Source organism: Pseudomonas sp. KnCO4, assembly GCF_045344305.1.
Taxonomy (GTDB): Bacteria; Pseudomonadota; Gammaproteobacteria; order Pseudomonadales; family Pseudomonadaceae; genus Aquipseudomonas; species Aquipseudomonas anuradhapurensis.
Genome location: NZ_CP174199.1, coordinates 3010553 through 3031127 on the forward strand (window position 1 = coordinate 3010553; position 20575 = coordinate 3031127).

Annotated in this window: 16 protein-coding genes and 1 riboswitch; of the genes, 8 read left to right on the forward strand and 8 right to left on the reverse strand. The window is 64.2% G+C overall.

The features are described 5' to 3' along the window. Positions 1-38: 38 nt before the first annotated feature. A complete protein-coding gene (locus ACJA3S_RS14175; protein WP_406818951.1) occupies positions 39-971 on the reverse strand; it encodes a LysR family transcriptional regulator in 933 nt (310 codons plus the stop codon). Positions 972-1090: 119 nt separating this feature from the next. Here ACJA3S_RS14175 and ACJA3S_RS14180 point away from each other — a divergent pair, with 119 nt between their 5' ends. Continuing rightward, positions 1091-1351 (forward strand): DUF2790 domain-containing protein, encoded by a 261-nt coding sequence (locus ACJA3S_RS14180; RefSeq protein ID WP_406818952.1) that lies wholly within the window; start codon positions 1091-1093, stop codon positions 1349-1351. Position 1352: 1 nt separating this feature from the next. On the opposite strand, the gene ACJA3S_RS14185 is transcribed toward ACJA3S_RS14180, so the two are convergent. Then, positions 1353-2045, reverse strand: a complete 693-nt coding sequence (locus ACJA3S_RS14185) for a tRNA (adenine(22)-N(1))-methyltransferase (protein ID WP_406818953.1) — start codon at positions 2043-2045, stop codon at positions 1353-1355. A 137-nt stretch (positions 2046-2182) separates the two neighbouring features. On the opposite strand from ACJA3S_RS14185, the gene ACJA3S_RS14190 reads away from it, so the two are divergent. Both ACJA3S_RS14190 and ACJA3S_RS14195 read left to right on the forward strand, forming a co-directional pair. Then, complete coding sequence (locus ACJA3S_RS14190; protein WP_406818954.1) at positions 2183-2563, forward strand: RidA family protein; 381 nt, start codon at positions 2183-2185, stop codon at positions 2561-2563. Positions 2564-2810: 247 nt separating this feature from the next. Then, positions 2811-4811: a U32 family peptidase gene (locus tag ACJA3S_RS14195; protein WP_406818955.1), complete on the forward strand. Its 2001-nt coding sequence runs from the start codon at positions 2811-2813 to the stop codon at positions 4809-4811. 63 nt (positions 4812-4874) lie between these two features. Here ACJA3S_RS14195 and ACJA3S_RS14200 read toward each other — a convergent pair whose 3' ends face one another. Then, positions 4875-6200 carry a sigma 54-interacting transcriptional regulator gene (locus ACJA3S_RS14200; RefSeq protein ID WP_406818956.1) on the reverse strand — a complete coding sequence of 442 codons (1326 nt, stop codon included), beginning with the start codon at positions 6198-6200 and terminating at the stop codon, positions 4875-4877. A gap of 342 nt (positions 6201-6542) precedes the next feature. Here ACJA3S_RS14200 and ACJA3S_RS14205 point away from each other — a divergent pair, with 342 nt between their 5' ends. Next, positions 6543-6809, forward strand: coding sequence for a hypothetical protein (locus ACJA3S_RS14205; RefSeq protein ID WP_186676691.1), 267 nt, complete (start codon positions 6543-6545; stop codon positions 6807-6809). A 109-nt stretch (positions 6810-6918) separates the two neighbouring features. Here the strand turns inward: ACJA3S_RS14205 and ACJA3S_RS14210 are convergent, their stop codons facing one another. The 4 genes from ACJA3S_RS14210 to cobW form a co-directional block, all read right to left on the reverse strand. After that, on the reverse strand, positions 6919-7485 hold the full coding sequence (locus ACJA3S_RS14210; protein ID WP_406818957.1) for a vWA domain-containing protein: 567 nt from the start codon (positions 7483-7485) through the stop codon (positions 6919-6921). A gap of 101 nt (positions 7486-7586) precedes the next feature. Further along, positions 7587-8609 (reverse strand): ATP-binding protein, encoded by a 1023-nt coding sequence (locus ACJA3S_RS14215; RefSeq protein ID WP_406818958.1) that lies wholly within the window; start codon positions 8607-8609, stop codon positions 7587-7589. A gap of 1 nt (position 8610) precedes the next feature. Then, positions 8611-12372 (reverse strand): cobaltochelatase subunit CobN, encoded by a 3762-nt coding sequence (gene cobN / locus ACJA3S_RS14220; protein ID WP_406818959.1) that lies wholly within the window; start codon positions 12370-12372, stop codon positions 8611-8613. A 3-nt stretch (positions 12373-12375) separates the two neighbouring features. Further along, a complete protein-coding gene (gene cobW, locus ACJA3S_RS14225) occupies positions 12376-13443 on the reverse strand; it encodes a cobalamin biosynthesis protein CobW (protein ID WP_406818960.1) in 1068 nt (355 codons plus the stop codon). A gap of 99 nt (positions 13444-13542) precedes the next feature. Beyond that, positions 13543-13756, reverse strand: a riboswitch (cobalamin riboswitch). A gap of 235 nt (positions 13757-13991) precedes the next feature. On the opposite strand from cobW, the gene ACJA3S_RS14230 reads away from it, so the two are divergent. Then, the gene (locus ACJA3S_RS14230) at positions 13992-15011 is read left to right on the forward strand and encodes a branched-chain amino acid aminotransferase (RefSeq protein ID WP_406818961.1); all 1020 of its coding nucleotides are present in this window, start codon (positions 13992-13994) and stop codon (positions 15009-15011) included. An 80-nt stretch (positions 15012-15091) separates the two neighbouring features. On the opposite strand, the gene ACJA3S_RS14235 is transcribed toward ACJA3S_RS14230, so the two are convergent. Further along, positions 15092-15547: a multidrug/biocide efflux PACE transporter gene (locus tag ACJA3S_RS14235; protein WP_406818962.1), complete on the reverse strand. Its 456-nt coding sequence runs from the start codon at positions 15545-15547 to the stop codon at positions 15092-15094. A gap of 93 nt (positions 15548-15640) precedes the next feature. On the opposite strand from ACJA3S_RS14235, the gene ACJA3S_RS14240 reads away from it, so the two are divergent. The 3 genes from ACJA3S_RS14240 (at position 15641) to ACJA3S_RS14250 (ending at position 20570) form a co-directional block, all read left to right on the forward strand. Next, positions 15641-16537: a LysR family transcriptional regulator gene (locus ACJA3S_RS14240; protein WP_406818963.1), complete on the forward strand. Its 897-nt coding sequence runs from the start codon at positions 15641-15643 to the stop codon at positions 16535-16537. 104 nt (positions 16538-16641) lie between these two features. Then, positions 16642-19803, forward strand: coding sequence for a T6SS effector BTH_I2691 family protein (locus ACJA3S_RS14245; protein WP_406818964.1), 3162 nt, complete (start codon positions 16642-16644; stop codon positions 19801-19803). Positions 19804-20060: 257 nt separating this feature from the next. Further along, the gene (locus ACJA3S_RS14250; protein ID WP_406822255.1) at positions 20061-20570 is read left to right on the forward strand and encodes a DUF6708 domain-containing protein; all 510 of its coding nucleotides are present in this window, start codon (positions 20061-20063) and stop codon (positions 20568-20570) included. Positions 20571-20575: the final 5 nt, after the last annotated feature.

Here is a 20575-nt window from a genome sequence, read left to right on the forward strand (position 1 = left end):
CTCCTGCACAAGCCAGCGTTGACCGCCCCCCCACTCGGCTATCGCCAATAGCGCGCATCATCCACCACGCTGGCATGGCCCTCGAACAACGCCGGCAACTGCTCCTTGAGGTAGTCGATCCAGGTCCGCACCTTGGCATCCAGGTAATGGCGTGACGGGTATACCGCGTACAGCGCGTTCTCCCGCAGCCGGTACGGGGCCAGCAAGCGGCACAAGCGCCCCTGTTCAATCGCCTGGCTGGCGGTATAGAACGGCAGCAGGCCAATGCCCATGCCCAGCTCGCTGGCCACCAGCATGGCGTCGGCGACGTTGGTGGAGAAACTGTCGCTCGGCGCGATCACGCACTGGTCCACCCCTTGCGGGAATACCCAGTCCCCTTCGTACATCGGGTAGGCCATGCGCAGACAGCGGTGCTGGTGCAGGTCTTCCGGGCGCTCGGGTACGCCGTTGGCCTGCAGGTAGCTGGGCGCCGCACACGGAATGCTGAAGATGTTGCCCAGCGGCACGGCGATCAACTGCGAGTCCGGCAGGGCCCCGTCTACGGTAATCACCACGTCATGCCCTTCGGCCAGTGGGTCGGGGTTGCGCTGCGACAGGGTCAGCTCGATCACCACCTCCGGGCACAGCGCGTTGTAGCCGGCCACCAGCGGCATCAGCAACAGCCCCAGGCCGTGCGGGCAATGCAGACGCAGGTGGCCACGCGGGGTCAGGTGCGCACCACGGGCTTCGCCCACCGCTTCTTCGGTCAGCAACAGGATCTGCCGCGAGCGTTCAAGAAATCGCTCGCCGGCCTCGCTCATGCGCAAACGCCGCGTCGTACGGTGCAGCAGGCGGGTCTGCAGCTGGTTTTCCAGCTCGGCAACAATGCGCGATACCTGCGCCGCGGAAATGTCCAGGGCATTGGCAGCCGCAGCGAAGCTGCCGCACTCCACTACCCGGGCGAAGGTACGCATGGCATGCAGCATGTCCATGAATGGGGCTCCTTGATCACATTATTCTTGCGCCATAGGCAGGAATCTATCACGGATTAGCCCATTTATTGTGGATGAGCAATGAATGGATCATCAGCATCCATTCAAAGGAGCCTGCCATGAAACGCTCGATCACTGTCCTTGCCATAGCCGCCAGCCTCGCCTCGTTCGGCGCCCTCGCCGACACCGTTGGCAGCCAGCCCGTCAGTACCCACTATGAATACGGCATGCCGCTGGACGTGGCCAAGGTCATTTCCATCACCCCGGCCAGCAATGCCGCCGACTGCCAGGTCGGCACCGCGCACATGGTGTATGTCGACCACCAGGGCCAGCAGCGTGAAATCGACTACCGGGAGATGGGCAACTGCTCGCAGCAATGACTCAGGCCAGGACTGCGCTGATCCAGCCCAGCTGTTGCCTGAAGTGGTCGAGCTTCGCTTGAGGCACCGCATCGCGAGCCCGCTCGAAGTTGGCCAGGGTCTGCTGCTTCTGCCGCAGCATGCGCCGCCACTTGACCAGGAACGCCTCGCTCTTCTCCTGCAACAGCAGCGGGCCGAAATACAGCTGTTCAGCGGTGTACGCCGCCACACCTGGCTCGGCGACGATGATCTCGTAGTCGAAGCGGTTCTCCCGCAGCAGTTCTTCGTGGACGATGCGCAAGCCATTGTCCATCAGCCATTGGCGCAGCTCGCGCTCACCGCCATTGGGCTGGAGCACCAGGCGGGTGACGCCAGCCAGGCGCTGCTTGCCGGCTTGGAGAATGTCACGCATGGTGTCGCCGCCCATGCCACAGATGCTCACCACCGAGATGCGGTCCTGCGGCTCGATCGCTGCCAGGCCATCGGCCAGGCGCACGCTGACCCGGCCGTCCAGGCCGTTCCTGCGCACGTTGCGCTGGGCCGAGGCGAACGGTGCCTGGGCCACCTCGCCGGCAACCGCTGCCGTCAGCACGCCACGCAACATCAGGGCCACCGGCAGGTAGCCGTGGTCCGAGCCGATGTCGGCCAGGCGCGCGTCTTGTGGCACATAGGCGGCCACGCGCTCCAGGCGCCTGGACAATGTCTGTTCGTTCACGGTAAACCCCTGGCTTTGCAATGGGGCGCGATTGTGACGGCGAACGCCAGGCATTTCAAACTCCGGGGCGCCCTCGACCGGGCCAGCGCGCTCGCGTAGGCTTGCCGCTTTCCTTCCGTTGCAAGGCAAGACACACCATGGCAAATGCAGACATCATCTACACCCCGGACCCGGACGCCGAGTCGATCTCTTCTGACGTCGCCGAATACAATGGCGTGCTGGTCACCACCCAGATCCCGACCCACGCCGATGGCAGCCTGGAGCTGGGTGGCATCGTCGAGCAGAGCGAGTGCACCCTGCAGGCGCTGAAGGTGGCGCTGGAAAAAGCCGGCAGCGGCATGGACCGCGTGCTGCACCTGACCATCTACCTGACCGACATGGCCGACCGCGCGGCGTTCAACGAGGTGTACCAGCGCTACTTCAGCAAGCCCTGGCCAGTACGCGCCGCCGTGGGCGTGGCCGCGCTGGCGGTCGATGGCATGCGCGTGGAAGTGACCGCGATGGCCGCCAAGCGCTGAGCGATCCATAACGCACAATCCGTGCAGGAGCGGCCTTGCCTCGCGAAAGGGGTGCGCAGCGCCCCCAGGCCATCAGTTGCGCGTCGATATCGCCGGGGCCGCGTTGCGGCCCATCGCGACGCAAGGCCGCTCCTACACAGGCCCTACCCGCTACCGTCCTGCACCTCTCGGCAGTGCAATGATGCTGCCGCCCGCTTTCGCCGCTACAATGCCCGCCTAAACCGTGACAGCCCGAACCTATAACGACATGTCCCTTCCAAAGAATCACCTGGAACTGCTCAGCCCTGCCCGTGACGTTGCCATCGCCCGCGAAGCGATCCTGCACGGCGCTGACGCCATCTATATCGGCGGCCCGAGCTTCGGCGCGCGCCATAACGCCTGCAACGAAGTCAGCGATATCGCCGAACTGGTCGAGTTCGCCCATCGCTACCACGCACGCGTTTTCACCACCATCAACACCATCCTCCACGACAACGAACTGGAACCCGCGCGCACGCTGATCCACCAGTTGTACGACGCCGGCGTCGACGCCCTGATCGTGCAGGACCTGGGCGTGATGGAACTGGACATCCCGCCGATCGAGCTGCACGCCAGTACCCAGACCGACATCCGCACTCTGGAGCGGGCCAAGTTCCTCGACCAGGCCGGCTTCTCCCAGCTGGTGCTGGCCCGCGAGCTGAACCTGCAGCAGATCCGCGCCATTGCCGCCGAGACCGATGCCGCCATCGAGTTCTTCATCCACGGCGCGTTGTGCGTGGCCTTCTCCGGCCAGTGCAACATCTCCCACGCGCAAACCGGCCGCAGCGCCAACCGTGGCGATTGCTCCCAGGCCTGCCGCCTGCCCTACACCCTGAAGGATGACCAGGGCCGCGTGGTGGCCTTCGAGAAGCACCTGCTGTCGATGAAGGACAACAACCAGACCGCCAACCTGCGCGACCTGGTCGATGCCGGCGTACGCTCGTTCAAGATCGAAGGCCGCTACAAGGACATGGGCTATGTGAAGAACATCACTGCCCACTACCGCAAGGAACTCGACGCCATCCTCGAAGACCGCCCGGACCTGGCCCGCGCCTCCAGCGGCCGCACCGAGCACTTCTTCGTACCCGACCCGGACAAGACCTTCCACCGCGGCAGCACCGACTACTTCGTCACCGAGCGCAAGGTCGACATCGGTGCCTTCGACTCGCCGACCTTCACCGGCCTGCCGGTGGGTGTGGTGGAGAAAGTCGGCAAGCGCGACCTGCAGGTAGTCACCGAAGTGCCGCTGACCAATGGCGACGGCCTCAACGTGCTGGTCAAGCGCGAAGTGGTGGGTTTCCGCGCCAACATCGCCGAGCTGCGCAGCGAATTCGAGGAAGACGGCGAGAAGCGCTACCGTTACCGCGTCGAGCCCAACGAAATGCCCGAAGGCCTGCACAAGCTGCGGCCCAACCACCCGCTGTCGCGCAACCTCGACCACAACTGGCAGCAGGCCCTGCAACGCACCTCGGCCGAACGCCGGGTCGGCGTGCACTGGCACGCGGTATTGCGCGAGCAGCGCCTGGCGCTGACCGTCACCAGCGAGGAAGGTGTGAATGCGCAGGTGGCGCTGGACGGCCCGTTCGGCCCGGCCAACAAGCCGCAGCAGGCGCTGGAGCAGTTGCACGACCTGCTCGGCCAGCTGGGTACCACGATGTACCACGCCGACAGCGTCGAGCTGGACGCCCCGCAGGCGTACTTCATCCCCAACTCGCAGCTCAAGGCCCTGCGCCGCGAAGCCATCGAGGCGTTGACCGCCGCACGTGTGCAGGCGCACCCGCGTGGTGGGCGCAAGGCCGAGACCACGCCACCGCCGGTGTACCCCGAGTCGCATCTGTCGTTCCTGGCCAACGTGTACAACCAGAAGGCCCGCGACTTCTACCACCGCCACGGGGTGCAACTGATCGACGCAGCCTACGAGGCCCATGAAGAGCATGGCGAAGTGCCGGTGATGATCACCAAGCACTGCCTGCGTTTCTCCTTCAACCTGTGCCCCAAGCAGGCCAAGGGCGTGACCGGCGTGCGCACCAAGGTGGCGCCGATGCAGCTGATTCAAGGCGACGAAGTACTGACCCTGAAGTTCGACTGCAAGCCGTGCGAAATGCATGTGATCGGCAAGATGAAGAGCCACATCATCGACCTGCCGACCCCAGGCAGCGCGGTGGCCCAGGTGGTCGGGCACATCAGCCCGGAAGACTTGCTCAAGACCATTCCACGCGGGCCGCATTGAGCATAGGCCTGCAATGGCCCGGCAGCGGGTTTCCCGGTCCGCCAAGGCCCGGGCAACCCGCCTTCAGCGTATCTGGTGCTTGTGCAGCAACCGATAGAATGTCGGCCGCGAAATACCCAGCACCTTGGCCGCCGCGCTCAGGTTGTCGCTGTGCCGGTTGAGTACGTCGCATAGCGCCTGGCGCTCGGCCCGGTGCTTGTACTGCTCCAGCGTGCCCAGTGGCGGTTGTGCCGGGTCGAGCGTCTCCAGCCCGAGGTCCTGCGCCTCGATTTGCCGGCCCTCGGCAAGTACCAGCCCGCGGCGCACCCGGTTGGCCAGCTCGCGCACGTTACCCGGCCAGTCATGCCGGCCCATGGCCGCCAGGGCGTTATCGCTGAACGATCGCGGGCGCCGCCCGGTTTCCAGGCTGTAGAACTGGGCAAAGTGGCTGGCCAGCATGGCCAGGTCACCATGCCGGTCACGCAGTGGCGCGGTAACCACCTGCAGGACGTTGAGGCGGTAGTAAAGGTCCTCACGGAAGCGCCCTTGTTCGATGGCCTTTTCCAGGTCCACATGGGTAGCCGCCAGCACCCGCACGTCTACCGGGATCGGCTGGCTGCCGCCCACGCGCTCGATTTGCTTTTCCTGCAGAAAGCGCAGCAGGTTGGCCTGCAGCTCCAGCGGCAAGTCGCCGATTTCGTCGAGGAACAGCGTGCCGCCGTGGGCGGCTTCGATGCGCCCGGTCTTGCGCTGGTGGGCACCGGTGAACGCCCCTTTTTCGTGGCCGAACAATTCCGACTGGATCAGGTGTTCGGGTATCGCCCCGCAGTTGATGGCGATGAACGGTTGCTCGCTGCGCTGCGACTGGCGATGCAGGGTACGCGCGACCAGCTCCTTGCCGGTACCACTTTCACCACGGATCAGCACTGGCGACTCGGTGGGTGCCAGCTTGCCCAGCAGCTTGCGCAGCTCGCGGATCGGGCGGCTTTCACCCAGCAGCTCGTGGGTGGTTTCCTCGACCTTGCGCACGCCCCTGCCGCGCAGGCGGGCCATGCCGAAGGCACGGCCCAGGGTGACCTGCACCCGGGATACGTCGAATGGCAGGGTATGGAAGTCGAAAAACCATTCGCAAACAAAATCGCCGACCGCCGGCATGCGCAACTGTTCGGCGCTGAGCACGGCAATCCATTCGGTGTTGCTGCGCGTGATCAGGTCCTTGACCGCATCCGGATGCCGCAGGTGGCTAGCCTGCAAGCGTAACAGGCCCACATCGCAAGGTTGATCCAGCGCGGCGCCGAGCCTGCAGCTGTCCACATCCCAGCCTGCGCTGCGCAGGCCTGGCAACAAGCGGTGGCAGTCGTCGCAAGGGTCGACGATGAGCAGACGGCGTTGGGCGGCTGGCTGTTGCATGACCGATCCTTGGCGCCAGTTTTTGGTTTTGTGAAATAAAACAGCAAGTTGTGGCGCCCGATTAACAGTAGCAACGAAGTTGACGGTGCCCAGTACCGTCTGTCTGCCGAATCATTTTTTTACAATCTGCCATGGGAATTTTCGCACTTTATCGACATCACATGGCGGCAAGGGCCGGAATGAAACACCGCCCTGAAAAAATTTTTACCAACCCTGTGTGACTTGCCCCCGGACATTGAGCATCAGTACACATAACCCCGCGCTGCACTTCGCGACCACTGAGGCGACTTCAAAGCAACGCGGACTTCATCTGGATGTTTGGGACCATAGAGAGACCGAACCATGAATGCCCCGCTCCGTGTCAACGAAGCACTGCTGATCGCCGACCACGCCTTCGAACCCTTCCAGTGCGTAGCCTGGGATGCTCCCAACGGTACTGGTGAACTGAGCCTGGCAGTGATCGACCGGACCAGCACCCGCATCGGCAGCAAGCAAGTGTCGTCGAGCATCTATTCCGACCCGGCCCAGTGGGCCAGCCTGATTGAAGAAGTGCGCGCGGAACTGTGCGAAAAAGGTTACGACCTGCAACCGTGGTCGATGCCGAAATAATATAAGCCGGCCACAACCAAGTGCGTGCATTGCCACGCACTTGTACAACTTCCACAGTTGCTGTTGTGGCAACGCTGCTTGTTGCGACATTGTGTCGCGCCGATAGTTTTCATTCCCGCACCTTGAACTGTTGCAAGTGCTGATAATCCGCTTGCAGTTGTTCCGCCAGACGCTGCGCGCGCCCCAGGCGCACCGGCGCCAGTTCCATATCCACCAGCAACGTGGCACACGGCATCGGCCGTACGCCATTGCAGTGCTGCAGGCGGCCATCGGTAAACACCAGGCAACGCAACGCTTCCTGCGGGTGGGCGCGTTGCCGCGCCTGTAGCCAATGCCGGGCCTGTTCCAGTGCGGCAAGCAACGGCGTCCCGCCACCGGCACCCAAGGCCTGCAGCCACGGCTGCAAGGCCGCTGAAGCCTTCAGGCCGTGGCGCTGCCACTGCGGCGTGCGCCCGCTGGCGGTGAGCAAGGCCAGCCGGGCGCGCTGGCGGTACGCCTGGTCGAACAGTGTCGCCAGCAGCCCCTTGGTCTGCGCCAGCGCCTGGTGGCGCCGGGTCGAGGCCGAGGCATCGACGATAACCAGCCACAACTCGGCTGGCCTGGCCTGGCGCAGCTGCCAGCACAGGTCCTGGCGCAGCCGTGGCCGGCCCTTGAGCAAGGTCGGCAGCCAGGCCACCCGACCGCTCGCGGCATGCCGCGCACGGCCCGTGCGGGTACCGTCCTGCTTGCCTGCGCCTGCTTTGGCATCCGGCCCCTTGGCAGTTGGCTGGGGGATGCTCAGGGCTTTTTTGCCCAGTTCGGCACCTCACGGCGAGCACCGCTGGCGACCGGCTGCGCCGGCAATGCCCCCCAGTCGCCCTGCCCGGCCTGTGCGCCCGGGTTACCGGCACCTTGCGGCACAGGCTGCTGCTCAGCTTGCGATGGCGTCGACGGCGGGTTGGCCTGGGCTGTAACCCGGCGACGATGGCGCAGGGCGAACTCGGCCACCGCCTCGACATCGGCCTCTTCGATGGCTGCAGCACCGCGCCAGGCGCAGTGCGCGCGCGCAGCCCGCAACCAGACCAGGTCGGCACGCAGGCCATCGACCCCGGCGGCAAAGCAGCGCTCGGTGATCCAGGCCAGCGCCTGGTCATCCAGGGCGATGTCGGCCAGGGCGTGGCGGGCGGCCTGGCAGCGTTCGCGCAATTGCGCCTGGGCCGGGGCCCATTGCGCGCAGAATGCCTGCGGGTCGCTGTCGAACGCCAGGCGGCGACGAATGATCTGTTGACGCGCCGCAGGCTCGGGCAAGCCCTCCAGGGCCACGTTCAGGCCGAAGCGGTCGAGCAGCTGCGGGCGCAGTTCGCCTTCCTCCGGGTTCATGGTGCCGATCAATACGAAGCGGGCACTGTGCCGATGCGAAATGCCGTCACGCTCGACCCGGTTGGTACCGCTGGCCGCCACGTCGAGCAACAGGTCGACCAGCGTGTCGGGCAGCAGGTTGACCTCGTCGACGTACAGCACGCCGCCATCGGCTTGGGCCAGCACACCCGGGGAAAACTGCGCCTTGCCCTGGCCGAGCGCGGCATCCAGGTCGAGGGTGCCGACCAGGCGTTCCTCACTGGCCCCTAGCGGCAGGGTGACGAATGGGCCCTCCCCCAGCAGGTCGGCGAGGCCACGGGCCAGGGTGCTCTTGGCCATGCCACGTGGCCCCTCGATCAGCACACCGCCGATCTTCGGGTCGATGGCCGTCAGGCACAGCGCCAGCTTGAGGTCGTCGGCACCGACCACGGCGGCCAGCGGAAATTGCACGGGTTCACTCATTTCAAGCCTGTTCCTCGCCGTCGAGCAGCTGCTCCTCGAGGGCTTCGCGGTAATCGCCCGGCGCCTGCCAGAGGCCGCGTTGCTGGGCCTCCAGCAGGCGCTCGGTAAGGTCGCGCAAGGCCTCGGGGTTGTGCTCGCGCATGAAGTTGCGGGTCGCCGGGTCGAGCACATAGGCATCGGCCAGCGCCTGGTAATGATGGTCGTCGATCAGCTGCGTGGTGGCATCGAAGGCAAACAGGTTGTCGACCGTCGCCGCCATCTCGAACGCGCCCTTGTAGCCATGGCGCTTGACCCCGTCGATCCACTTCGGGTTGAGCGCGCGGGCGCGGATGACCCGGTTCAGCTCTTCCTTGAGGGTACGGATGCGCGGTCGGTCGGCCTGGCTGTGGTCGCCGTGGTAGCTGGCCACGGCCGCAGCGGACAAGGTTTCCGACGCCGCCAGCATGCCACCCTGGAACTGGTAATAGTCGTTGGAGTCGAGCAGGTCGTGCTCGTGGTTGTCCTGGTTCTGCAACACCGCCTGCACCCTGGCCAGGCGCTGGGCGAACTGGGCGCGGGCCGGTGTCCCGTCGTCGCTGCCGCCGTAGGCATAGCCGCCATGGTTGAGGTAGACCTCGGCCAGGTCGTCGCGGCTGTGCCACAGGCGCCCGTCGATAGCGTTCTGGACGCCGGCGCCATAGGCCCCGGGTTTGGCGCCGAACACCCGCCAACCAGCCTGGCGCGCAGCCTGCTCGGCATCCAGCCCTTGCGCCTGCAGCGTGGCACGTTCGCTGCGCACACGGGCAGCCAAGGGGTTGAGATCGTCCGGCTCGTCCAGCGCAGCGACCGCCTGCACAGCGGCATCGAACAGGCGAATGAGGTTGCCGAAGGCATCGCGGAAAAACCCGGAAACGCGCAAGGTCACGTCCACCCGCGGGCGGTCGAGCAAGCTCAACGGCAGGATTTCGAAATCGTCGACGCGCTGGCTGCCACTGGCCCAGACCGGCCGTACGCCCATCAGCGCCATGGCCTGGGCGATGTCGTCGCCACCGGTGCGCATGGTCGCCGTGCCCCATACCGAAAGGCCGAGCTGGCGCAGGTGGTCGCCGTGGTCCTGCAGGTGGCGTTCGAGGATCAGGTTGGCCGAGGCGAAGCCCAGGCGCCAGGCCGTGGTGGTGGGCAGGTTGCGCACATCCACGGTATAGAAGTTGCGGCCGGTGGGCAGCACATCCAGGCGCCCACGGCTGGGTGCACCACTCGGGCCGGCAGGCACGAAACGCCCTGCCAGCGCAGCCAGCAGGCCGCTGATTTCGGCGGCGCCGCAGGCGTCCAGGCTGGGCGCCACCGCTTCACGCAGGGCCTGCAGCACATCATGCACCGGCTGCCATACGCCCTGTTCCGGTAACTGTACGGTGCCGTCCAGTGCCTGCTCGATCGCCTGCAGCGCCAACAGCTCAAGACGCTCGCGGGTGTCGCCACAGGTGCGCCAAGGCTCATCACTGATGGCCTGCAGGCGCTCGGGGCGGGCGCCCTGCCACGGCTGGCCGAGGTCGCAATCGAGCGGGTCGAAGCCCGGCACCAGCGCCTTGGCCAACACGCGCAGCAGGCTGGCATTGCCGCCACGACCATCGCCCCGCTCGACCCGTAACAGCGCCAGCAGGGTATCCACGCGCAGCCGCCCTTGCGGCGACTGGCCGAACACATGCAGGCCATCGCGAATCTGTGACTCCTTCAGGTCGCACAGGTAGGTATCCAGGCGCGGCAGCCACACGGCGGCGTCGTCCAGTTGCCCTTCCAGTTGCAGCTCGCGGTCGATGTGGTTGGCCTTGACCAGTTCGAGGATGTCGCGCTGCAGTTCGCGGGCGCGCCTTGGGTCGAGCAGCTGCGCTTCGTAGAATTCATCGGCCAGTTGCTCCAGATGGCGCAACGGGCCATAGGTTTCGGCGCGCGTCAGCGGCGGCATCAGGTGGTCGATGATCACCGCCTGGGTACGCCGTTTGGCCTGGGCGCCCTCGCCCGGGTCATTGACGATGAACGGGTAGATGTTCGGCAGCGGGCCGAGCAGCGCGTCCGGCCAGCACTGTGCCGACAAGCCGACGCCCTTGCCCGGCAGCCATTCGAGGTTGCCGTGCTTGCCCACGTGGATCACCGCGTCGGCGGCAAAGGCATGGCGCAGCCAGAAGTGAAACGCCAGGTAGCCGTGCGGCGGCACCAGGTCGGGGTCGTGGTACACCGCACTGGGATCCACCTGGTAGCCGCGGGCCGGCTGGATACCGACAAAGGTCAGGCCGAAGCGCAGGCCGGCGACCATCAACCGGCCACTGCGGTACATCGGGTCCTGCTGTGGCGGTCCCCAGCGCTCCAGCACTGCCTGGCGGTTGGCTTCGGGCAGGCGGTCGAAGGCGGCCTGGTAATCGGCCAGGCTCAGGCTTTGCGCGCAGGGGCGCAGGTCCAGCTGGTCGAGGTCATTGGTCACGCCACCCAGCAGTTGCTGAATCAGTTGCGTGCCGCTGCCCGGCAAATCGGCCAACGGGTAACCTTCGGCCCGCAGCGCCTTGAGAATGTTCAGCGCAGCCGCTGGCGTGTCCAGGCCGACACCGTTGCCGATGCGGCCATCCCGGGTCGGGTAGTTGGCCAACACCAGGGCCACCCGCTTCTGGGCATTAGGCAAACGCGCCAGCTCGACCCAGCGGCGGGCCAGCTCGGCGACGAAATCCATGCGTTCGGGGTGGGCACGGTAGCACACCACATCGGACTGGCTGCGCTCGCTGCGCCAGGCCATGTCCTTGAAACTGACCGGGCGGGTGATGATGCGCCCGTCCAGTTCCGGCAAGGCAATGTGCATGGCCAGGTCGCGCGCGCCCAGGCCCTGCTCGCTGGCTTCCCAACCGGGCTGGTTGTCCTGCGCGCAAATGGCCTGGAGCACCGGGATGTCGCGACGGAACGGGCGCAGGTTGGGCCGTTCGGGGCTGGACAGGGCAAAGCCGGTGGTATTGACCAGCACCTCGGCGCCAACCTCGTCCAGCCAGGCTTCGATCTGCTCCAGGCACGCGCTTTCCTTGAGGCTGGCCACGGCGATCGGCAGGGGGTTGAGCCCGGCAGCCTGCAGCCGCTGGCAGAACACGTCGATGAATGCGGTATTGGCCGCCTGCAGGTGCGAGCGGTAGAACAGCAGCGGTGCCACCGGCTGCTCGGGGTGCCACTGCGGGTACCAGTCCTGCAACGTGGCACTGCCCTTGGCCGGGTGATATACCACGGTGCGTGGCAACGGCTGCGGCTCGTCCCAGGCATAATCGCGGCCCAGATATTCGCTGGCCAGGCAGTTGAACAGGTTGATGGCGTTGGCCTTGCCGCCCTGGCGCAGGTAGTGCCAGAGGCGCTCGGCCTGCTCGCCGCTGACGGTGCCCAGGCGGGTCAGTTCCGGGTCCGGGCGATCATCGCCCGGCACCAGGATCAGCTGCACGCCGCGGGCAGCCAGCTCGACCAGTTGCTCGACGCCGTAGCGCCAGTACCCCACACCACCGTGCAACGACACCAGGATGACCTTGGCATGACGCAACACCTGGTCGACGTACAAGTCGACCGAGGCATGGTTCTGCACCTGCATCGGGTTGGCCAGGCGCAGGCTGGGGAAATCCTCGGGCAACAGCTCGGCGGTATCGGCGAGCAATGCCAGGTGCGAATCGCCGCTGCATAGGATCACCAGCTCGGCAGGGGTCTGGCCAAGGTCGGCAATGCTGTCATCCGGCACGAAGCCGCCGGGCTGGGTCCGCAGCAGGTGCATGGGTCAGGCGCCCAGGGCCTGGCGCAGGCGCGCTTCCAGGCGGGCAGCGTCGAGGTCCTGGCCGATCAGCACCAGGCGGGTGATGCGTGGCTCGTCGGCCCGCCAGGCGCGGTCGAAGTGCTTGTCGAAACGGGTACCCACGCCTTGCACCAGCAGGCGCATCGGCTTGCCCGGAATGGCGGCGAAACCTTTGGCACGCAGGATGCCGAAGTCGACCACCAACTGGGTCAGGGCATCGAGCAGCAGGCTTTCGTCAGCCTCTGGCAGGTCGATGGAAATGGAGTCGAAGGCGTCGTGGTCATGATCGTCATGCTCATCGCCGTCATGGTGCGCGTCGTGGTGGGTACGGCGGCCATCGATGTGTGCCTCGGCTTCGGCGCCCACGCCCAGCAGCACGTCCAGCGGCAACTTGCCGCTGCTGGCCTCGATCACCTTGACTGCCGGTGGCAGTTCTTCGGCCACTTCGGCACGGACCTTGGCCAGGCCCGCAGCGTCTATCAGGTCGGCCTTGTTCAGCACTACCAGGTCGGCGCTGGCCAGTTGGTCGGCGAACAGTTCGTGCAGTGGCGACTCGTGGTCGAGGTTGGGGTCAAGCTTGCGCTGGGCATCGACCTGCTCCGGGTAGGCGGCGAAGGTGCCGGCGGCCACCGCCGGGCTGTCGACCACGGTAATCACCGCATCGACGGTGCAGGCATTGCGGATTTCCGGCCACTGGAAGGCTTGCACCAGTGGCTTGGGCAGGGCCAGGCCGCTGGTTTCGATGAGGATGTGGTCAAGGTCGCCACGGCGCGCCACCAGCTCGCGCATGACCGGGAAGAACTCTTCCTGCACGGTGCAGCACAGGCAGCCGTTGGCCAGCTCGTAGACCCGACCGCTGGCTTCTTCCTCGGTGCAACCGATGCTGCACTGCTTGAGGATTTCACCGTCGATGCCCAATTCACCGAACTCGTTGACGATTACCGCGATGCGGCGGCCCTGGGCGTTGTCGAGCATGTGCCGCAGCAAGGTGGTCTTGCCCGAGCCGAGGAAGCCGGTGACGATGGTGACGGGGAGCTTGGCCAGTGTTTTCATGTCGCATTGCCCTTGGCAGATTGGCGCGGGCATGCAGGACGACAGCCGCAGGCCAGGCCGGCCGGGCTTGTTCGCCACCGGATCACCCCGCCCGGTTGAAAGTCGAAAACGTGCCGAGGCAGGTCTCCTGGCTCGCACCGTTCCAGTTGCTCGCCAATGCGGCAGGCTGGCGGGATGACGCCTTCCCGCGCGCGGGCGCAGTGGCTGTGTCGATCCGTTGTCGGTGCTTACAGTTGCGGGGGCAGCCGCGGCTTGTACCGCGTTCCCGTCTTAGCTTCGGCCTGGCCGAAGAACCTCGAAGTGGCAAGGCTACGCAGTGGTTGGCGGGTGGTCAACCATTGCCGCTGGGGTTTGTCGCGATATGTTCAGCGCCTGGGAGACCGAGCGCCGCCTGGCGGCGCCCGGCCCCTCCAGGCGCTGAAAGACCTCCGCCAGCAGGGAGTTTCGTGACTGGCCGTTCCCGATCTGCCGCGGATGTATTATGGTGGCGTGGTGCGCATATAACAGCAGCCCGAGTGATTGGGCACTTGCAAGACAATGAGGGTGTCATGAGCAACGAAAGCATTAATTGGGACAAGCTGGGTTTCGACTACATCAAGACCGACAAACGCTACCTGTCCGTATGGCGCAATGGCGAGTGGGACAAAGGCACCCTGACCGAAGACAACGTGCTGCACATCAGTGAAGGCTCCACTGCCCTGCACTACGGCCAGCAATGTTTCGAAGGCCTCAAGGCCTACCGCTGCAAGGACGGTTCGATCAACCTGTTCCGCCCGGACCAGAACGCCGCGCGCATGCAACGCAGCTGCGCCCGCCTGCTGATGCCGCAGGTGCCGACCGATGTGTTCATCGAGGCGTGCAAGCAAGTGGTCAAGGCCAACGAGAAGTTCGTCCCGCCTCACGGCAAAGGCGCCCTCTACCTGCGCCCGTTCGTGATCGGCACCGGTGACAACATTGGCGTGCGCACCGCCCCCGAGTTCATCTTCTCGATCTTCGCCATCCCGGTGGGCTCGTACTTCAAGGGCGGCATGAAGCCGCACAACTTCCAGATTTCCAGCTACGACCGCGCGGCCCCGCAAGGCACTGGCGCGGCCAAGGTCGGTGGCAACTACGCCGCCAGCCTGCAGCCGGGCGCCGAAGCGAAGAAGGCCAACTTCGCCGATGCCATCTACCTCGACCCGCTGACCCACACCAAGATCGAGGAAGTCGGTTCGGCCAACTTCTTTGGCATCACCGCCAACAACGAGTTCGTCACGCCGAAATCGGCCTCGGTGCTGCCGGGCATCACCCGTCTGTCGCTGATGGAACTGGCGCAATCGCGCCTGGGCCTGACCGTGATCGAAGGCGATGTCGAAATCAACAAGCTGGACCGTTTCGTCGAAGCCGGCGCCTGCGGTACTGCTGCGGTGATTACCCCGATCGGCGGCATCGAGTACAACGGCAAGCTGCACGTGTTCCATGATCTGGAAAAAGTCGGCCCGGTTACCCAGAAGCTCTACAACGAGCTGACCGGCATCCAGAGCGGTGATATCGAAGCACCGGCAGGCTGGATCGTCAAAGTCGCCTGAGGCGCCTTGGTGGAATGAAACGGGGCATGCCAGCGATGGCATGCCCCGTTTTTACTTGCATTCATTGAACTTGCGCGCTGCTACAGGGTTCGGGTCGAGCGGGTGACTTGTTCAGCACGGCGCAGCAGAAACAGGTGCCGCGCCTTGTCGAACACCCAGTTGTACAGCACGGTGTAAGGCAGGATGATCACGAAGAAGCCCAGCTCCACCATGAACGCCTGCACCAGGGAAATATCCAGCATCCACGCCGCCAGCGGCAGGCACCAGACCACCAGCCCCGCCTCGAAACCCAGGCCGTGCACAAACCGTGCGCGGGCCGTCCAGTGGATCCGCTCAAGCCGTACATGGCGATCGACCAGCGCGTTGTAGACCATGTTCCACAGCATCGCGATCAGCGACAGCATCACCGCCAGCATCCCTGTCGTTGCCAGCGGCTTGCCCATGATCCAGGACAACAGCGGCGCACACAGCAGCACGGCGAACACTTCATAACCAACGGCATGAACCAGGCGTTCAATGAAGGAAACGTTTTTCATGGCAAAGCCCATCATATTGCTTGAGTCGTGCTTCCCATTTTCTTTGTTAAAACTGATACTCGCGACATAGCTACCATCGGTTTTATCAATACCATGCGCTACTCACCCGAAGCTCTGCTCGCCTTTGTCGAAGCCGCATCGCTGGGCTCGTTCTCCGCGGCAGCGCGCAAGCTGCGTAAAAGCCAGTCCACCATCAGCATCGCCATCGCCAATTTCGAGGCCGATATCGGCTGCCCATTGTTCGACCGCAGCGGTCGCCACCCCACCTTGAACCAGGCGGGCCGGCAAGTGTTGAGCCATGTCGAGGCGATTCTCGATGCCAGCGCCCAGCTCGATGCCTTGGCGGTACGGCTGGCGGAAAAGGTCGAGGCATTGGTGTCGGTGGTGATGTCGGACAGTTACAGCGTCACCTTCCAGGGCGCGCTGATGGCCCGCTTTGCCGAGCGTTATCCGCATACCGAACTGCGCTGCGGCCCGTCCGAAGATGCCGATGTCATCGAGCTGATCCAGCAGGGCCTGGCGCAGATCGGCATCCTTGCCGCGCAACCTGGGTACCCCGCCGACGTGGCCGTCGCCCGCTTGCCGGAGCAGGCGGAGTTCGGCGTATACGTGGCCAGCGATCACCCGCTGGCGAACCAGGCTCCGTTGCAAATGCAGCACCTTGAAAGCACACGCCAGCTGTACATCAGGACCTATGCCCCCAGCCCGCACCAGGGCCGCGGCCAGGCCTGGTCGGCGCCGGACTACCTCACCCTGCTGGAGTTCGCCGTGCGCGGATTTGGCTGGGCCGAACTACCCAGGGCGCTGGTGGCGCGGTTTGGCGACGGGTTGCTGGAGCTGCAGGTGGCCGGTTACCCACGGCGTGTCGCCATGGATGTGGTCTGGTCAGGCAGGCAGGCGCTGGGGCCTGCGGGGCAGTGGCTGGTGCGGCAGATGCTGGGGCAGCAGGCTGATCTGGCCGGCACGCAGCCAGCCCGCACCGGGCGCTAAACCGAAGATTCCTACGATGTTTTAGGAAGCCTGTTGCTCCCCCGCGAAGGTGTTCCTCGCTAGTGTTCTGACCGTTGCGTCAAATCACTGGAAAGGAACTCCTCATGAGCATCAGCAAAGCCATCCACATCGCCATGCAGGAAGAGATCCCCAACACCTACGGCCACTGCAATGCCTGCGGACGGCTCGGCCTGCCGATCCTGCTGCTGCGCCAAGCCTACGCCCCGCGCCCGGATAGCGAGCGCCCCTATCGCCTGGCGGAAGACAGCGAGATCACCTTCCACCCGATGCACACCGACCAGTTGCGCCTGCTGCGCCAAGGTTACGTCTACGTGCTGCTCGACCAGGAAATCTGGCAAGCCTACGAGGTTGCGGCAGCCGGGACCCTGCAGCGTTTCCCGGTGTCGCAGATGCCCCTGGCGCCACCCAGGCCATTGCCCAAGTGGTGCGCCACCGAGGGCCATGACATCATCGCCTCGTTCATCAACATCGACACCCTGCTCTACCGCAAAGCCTGGATCGCCTTCGCCAACGACCCCTGGCCGCGGGCGGTCCTCGACCGCTACCGGCAAGGCATCGCCAGCGCTGACCCGGGCACCCTCGCCCGCTTTGTCGAGGTGGACCTGGACACCGCGCGCAACGACCCTGCCAGCCTCGGCATCGCCATGACCGACAGCTTCCGCTTCGGCCTGGAGGATGTGCTGGAGTTCTCGACGTTTTCCTCTGCCAGGTATGCCAGCGTGCATGGCTTCTACAGCCGCCTGGGGCGCTGGCACGAAACCCGCGTCCAGGTGCGCAACGCCATCCAGCGCGAGGAACTGCCCAACGGCATCCTGGCGCTGACAGTGCCCGACCCGGTCGGCCTGGTGATGGAGCTGAATGCACAACGCACGGGCTGGGTCCAGGCCATGCAGGAGTGGCGCGCGCAGCCGCAGCGGCACTTCGAATACTTCACCTCGCAGGCGCTGCTGGGCATCCGCGAGCTGCACGCCGTCACTGCCGCCGCGCAGGGTGCCGAGGACGCAGAGCGCGAGGCGCGAGAGGTCGAGCAGTGGAACCACAGCGCGCTGGCCGGCAAGGCGCCCCTGCCGTCGGTGGACATCGAGGCAAGGAGCGAACGCAACATCGCGCGCAAACAGCAGGAAGCCCGCGAGCGCCTGGAGGAGCGTTACGACGAAAGCGCCCGCGCCGCGTTCCAGGCCGATTACGATCGCGAGCTGCAGAACTGGCAGGCGATGATCGATCAGGTCGGCAAGCTGTATGCACGGCACTACGCTGCGAGCGCGTTTCAGCAGATCGGTTACTTCGACTATGACGCGACAGATCCTGTCTCGGTCGAGTATTTCATCCAGATGATGGCGTCCTGCCTGGCCGGTGGCCCTACTGAAGCCCTGCCCGAGCAAGGCCAGCCGCTCGGGCTGACCCAGCATGTCTGGCAGCAGCTGCTGGAAGATGACCAGAGCCTGCTGTACCAGGCACTGCTGGCCAAGCACCAGGGCCTGATGCAGCAGGTGGTCGCTGCGCTGTCCGGCGACGACTTCGGCAAGGTGCACGACATCATCAAGGGCATCGCCGGGACTGGCGACGGCCAGCTGTTGATGATCAAGCCGATCCAGGATGCCGTCGGCCAGTTGCTGGGCGCGACCAACAGTGCGGGGAACGCACTCAGCCAGCACCTCAGTGAGCGGGCCAAGAGGCTGATCGGCCACGTGCACCGCTCGGCGTTGGCACTGTTCGCCGGGCAGCAGGTGACCCCGTTCCGGCTCTCGCTGACCCTGGGTGAATACATGAGCCTGCTCGACGAGGCCGTGCAGGCACGCACCGAGGCGTTCTTGCAGCAGGTCGACCAGCAGTTCCGCGATCCCCTGGGCCGCAAGGTGCGGGCCATGGTGCTGAGCGGGGCGATCAATATCACCGCGCCGGGCAATCGCAACCAGATGATCGAGGTGGTGCTGTGGACGTTCGAAAGCGCCGAGAGCTTGCAGGCGCGGCTGGTGCAGCTGCGGGAGGGAGCAGCCGGTGGTGTCGGGGCGCTGGTACGGAATATCGCGATAGGTGCGGGTACGCTGCGTACACAGGTCACGGAGGGGTTGAAGATCAGCTCGCTGGCCGCGCAAAGCGTGGCCAGCGACGCCATGCGCAGCCTGCGCGATGCCGCCGCCAGTGGCGGCAGCGTCGGCTTGCTGTTTGCCCTGGGCAGCCTGTGGTTTCACCAGGACAGCCTGGGCAGGAACTATCGGGCATTGCAGGAAACGCATCAGAACAATCCGGAAGCGCTGGCGGCGATCTGGTCTTCGTCGCTTGGGTTGCTGGGGGTTGGGGTTGAAGTGGCTGGGGGTGTCGTCGCGGTAGTACGCCCGAAGATACCGTGGCCCGGGACGGTAACTGCGGCATCACTGGGGAGCAGCCTGGCCAAGTATGGTGGTGCAATTACGGCGATCGCAGGAGTCATGGATGGTGTGCAGTACGCATATGCTGCGATGAGAACAACACGGACAGGAGACTCAACATCTTCCCGAAGATACAAAGCTGCGACTGTGATTTCTGTCGTTGCGTCGGGTGCAGGTATCGCTGCGGCGCTCACCGGGTTATTACTTCCTGTCGCCGCGGCGGCTATTTTGGGCCTTATGGCATACAGACTCGCAACATCAGCCAAAACGCTCGAATCGTCCGCAACGGAATTATGGGCTCGCCATAGCAGGTGGGGTTTGCCTTCAGAGCATCGGCGTTTGATTGATGCAAAAGATCTAGATTCTGCGATCGGTTCGCTCAATGCTGCCACGCTCGGATTAACAGCCGAGGCCGCATTTGAAATTCACCTTGGCTCAGAGGTCAATCACAACACTCCAGCCCCTATCAGCAGTGATGACGCTTCGGTACCGGCGCACTACAGACTGAACTACGCCATGAAACTTCCAAACTTCTGCAAAAATAAGTCACACTACCAATGGCAGATGAGACTACTTCAATCAGGCGAATACGGAAAAACAGCCACCCTATTAAGCGAGCACACTAACGCGGAGCCTTTCGTAGCTATAGAAAATGCTGAAAGCATACTGCTTAACCCGGAATCACCACGCTTCTTATATATCGATCCATACACCAGCACGCTGCGCATCCAAGATTCTCTACCCCTTACAACCAACCACAACATCCTCTCGATCGACCTGACACTCACTTACTGGCCAGATAAAAACGACAGTTCGACGCAAGCCAAAATAATCTTCAGGGAAAACAGACTTAACAGCCTGAGGCCGTTCCCATGAAACGCCCACTGCTTAACCCCCCTTGCCCTGGATGGATGAAGGACCTACCTGCTCCTGAGGAGTCTATTTCATCTAAAGCAGCAGTAGGCAGTCAGGTACCCAATCATCAATGCCCGCTATACCTGGAATTACCAAGGCGCACATTTAACTTTAGACATTTACTCATGATTTATTCCTTGCTTACCGCCTTAGCTACGCTGCAGTTACCCAGCCTAATCGTTGACAGCATACATCATAGTGATTACGAAACTGCACTGATGTGCGTATTTGCAGCCACCCCTGGATTATGGGCTTCCCTCTTCATGTTTCGACTCAGTACTTCCGCACCGAGAGATGAACCCATCCGCTTCAACAGAGCTCGTCGGAAAGTCTATGCTTACAACTTTAGATACCGATGGTGGAATCCCTTCGAAGCATGGAAGGTTGTTCCCGTGAGCTACGACTGGTCACAGGTACGTGCTGAGCTCTGGTGGCGCAACGCAGTTCTTCCTAACGGAGGGTTCTTTTTCAACAACGGCGTTGTGCTATCCATCGTGGAGCCTGGCACGAATAATGTCATAGACCGCTTCCATTTAAGTTTCATGGGCGCCAATGAGCACGTATGGGCCTACATTTGCACCTACATGGAAGAAGGCCCCTCAGCCCTGCCACCAGCCGGCGAACCCAAAGACCACAATGATGTGCTCTGGTGTGAATTCGCCCTGCGCCTGGCGCCTAGGGTCGTGTGGCCAGCAGAAATGGACCTGGAATCGCGAACCGCGCCCTGAACCAT

Excerpts from the sequence above, each read along its gene's own strand:
- ACJA3S_RS14175 (WP_406818951.1), bottom strand. The coding sequence starts at position 971 with ATGGACATGCTGCATGCCATGCGTACCTTCGCCCGGGTAGTGGAGTGC.
- ACJA3S_RS14180 (WP_406818952.1), top strand. The coding sequence starts at position 1,091 with ATGAAACGCTCGATCACTGTCCTTGCCATAGCCGCCAGCCTCGCCTCG.
- ACJA3S_RS14190 (WP_406818954.1), top strand. The coding sequence starts at position 2,183 with ATGGCAAATGCAGACATCATCTACACCCCGGACCCGGACGCCGAGTCG.
- ACJA3S_RS14195 (WP_406818955.1), top strand. The coding sequence starts at position 2,811 with ATGTCCCTTCCAAAGAATCACCTGGAACTGCTCAGCCCTGCCCGTGAC.
- ACJA3S_RS14200 (WP_406818956.1), bottom strand. The coding sequence starts at position 6,200 with ATGCAACAGCCAGCCGCCCAACGCCGTCTGCTCATCGTCGACCCTTGC.
- ACJA3S_RS14205 (WP_186676691.1), top strand. The coding sequence starts at position 6,543 with ATGAATGCCCCGCTCCGTGTCAACGAAGCACTGCTGATCGCCGACCAC.
- ACJA3S_RS14215 (WP_406818958.1), bottom strand. The coding sequence starts at position 8,609 with ATGAGTGAACCCGTGCAATTTCCGCTGGCCGCCGTGGTCGGTGCCGAC.
- cobN (WP_406818959.1), bottom strand. The coding sequence starts at position 12,372 with ATGCACCTGCTGCGGACCCAGCCCGGCGGCTTCGTGCCGGATGACAGC.
- cobW (WP_406818960.1), bottom strand. The coding sequence starts at position 13,443 with ATGAAAACACTGGCCAAGCTCCCCGTCACCATCGTCACCGGCTTCCTC.
- ACJA3S_RS14230 (WP_406818961.1), top strand. The coding sequence starts at position 13,992 with ATGAGCAACGAAAGCATTAATTGGGACAAGCTGGGTTTCGACTACATC.
- ACJA3S_RS14235 (WP_406818962.1), bottom strand. The coding sequence starts at position 15,547 with ATGAAAAACGTTTCCTTCATTGAACGCCTGGTTCATGCCGTTGGTTAT.
- ACJA3S_RS14240 (WP_406818963.1), top strand. The coding sequence starts at position 15,641 with ATGCGCTACTCACCCGAAGCTCTGCTCGCCTTTGTCGAAGCCGCATCG.
- ACJA3S_RS14245 (WP_406818964.1), top strand. The coding sequence starts at position 16,642 with ATGAGCATCAGCAAAGCCATCCACATCGCCATGCAGGAAGAGATCCCC.
- ACJA3S_RS14250 (WP_406822255.1), top strand. The coding sequence starts at position 20,061 with ATGTGCGTATTTGCAGCCACCCCTGGATTATGGGCTTCCCTCTTCATG.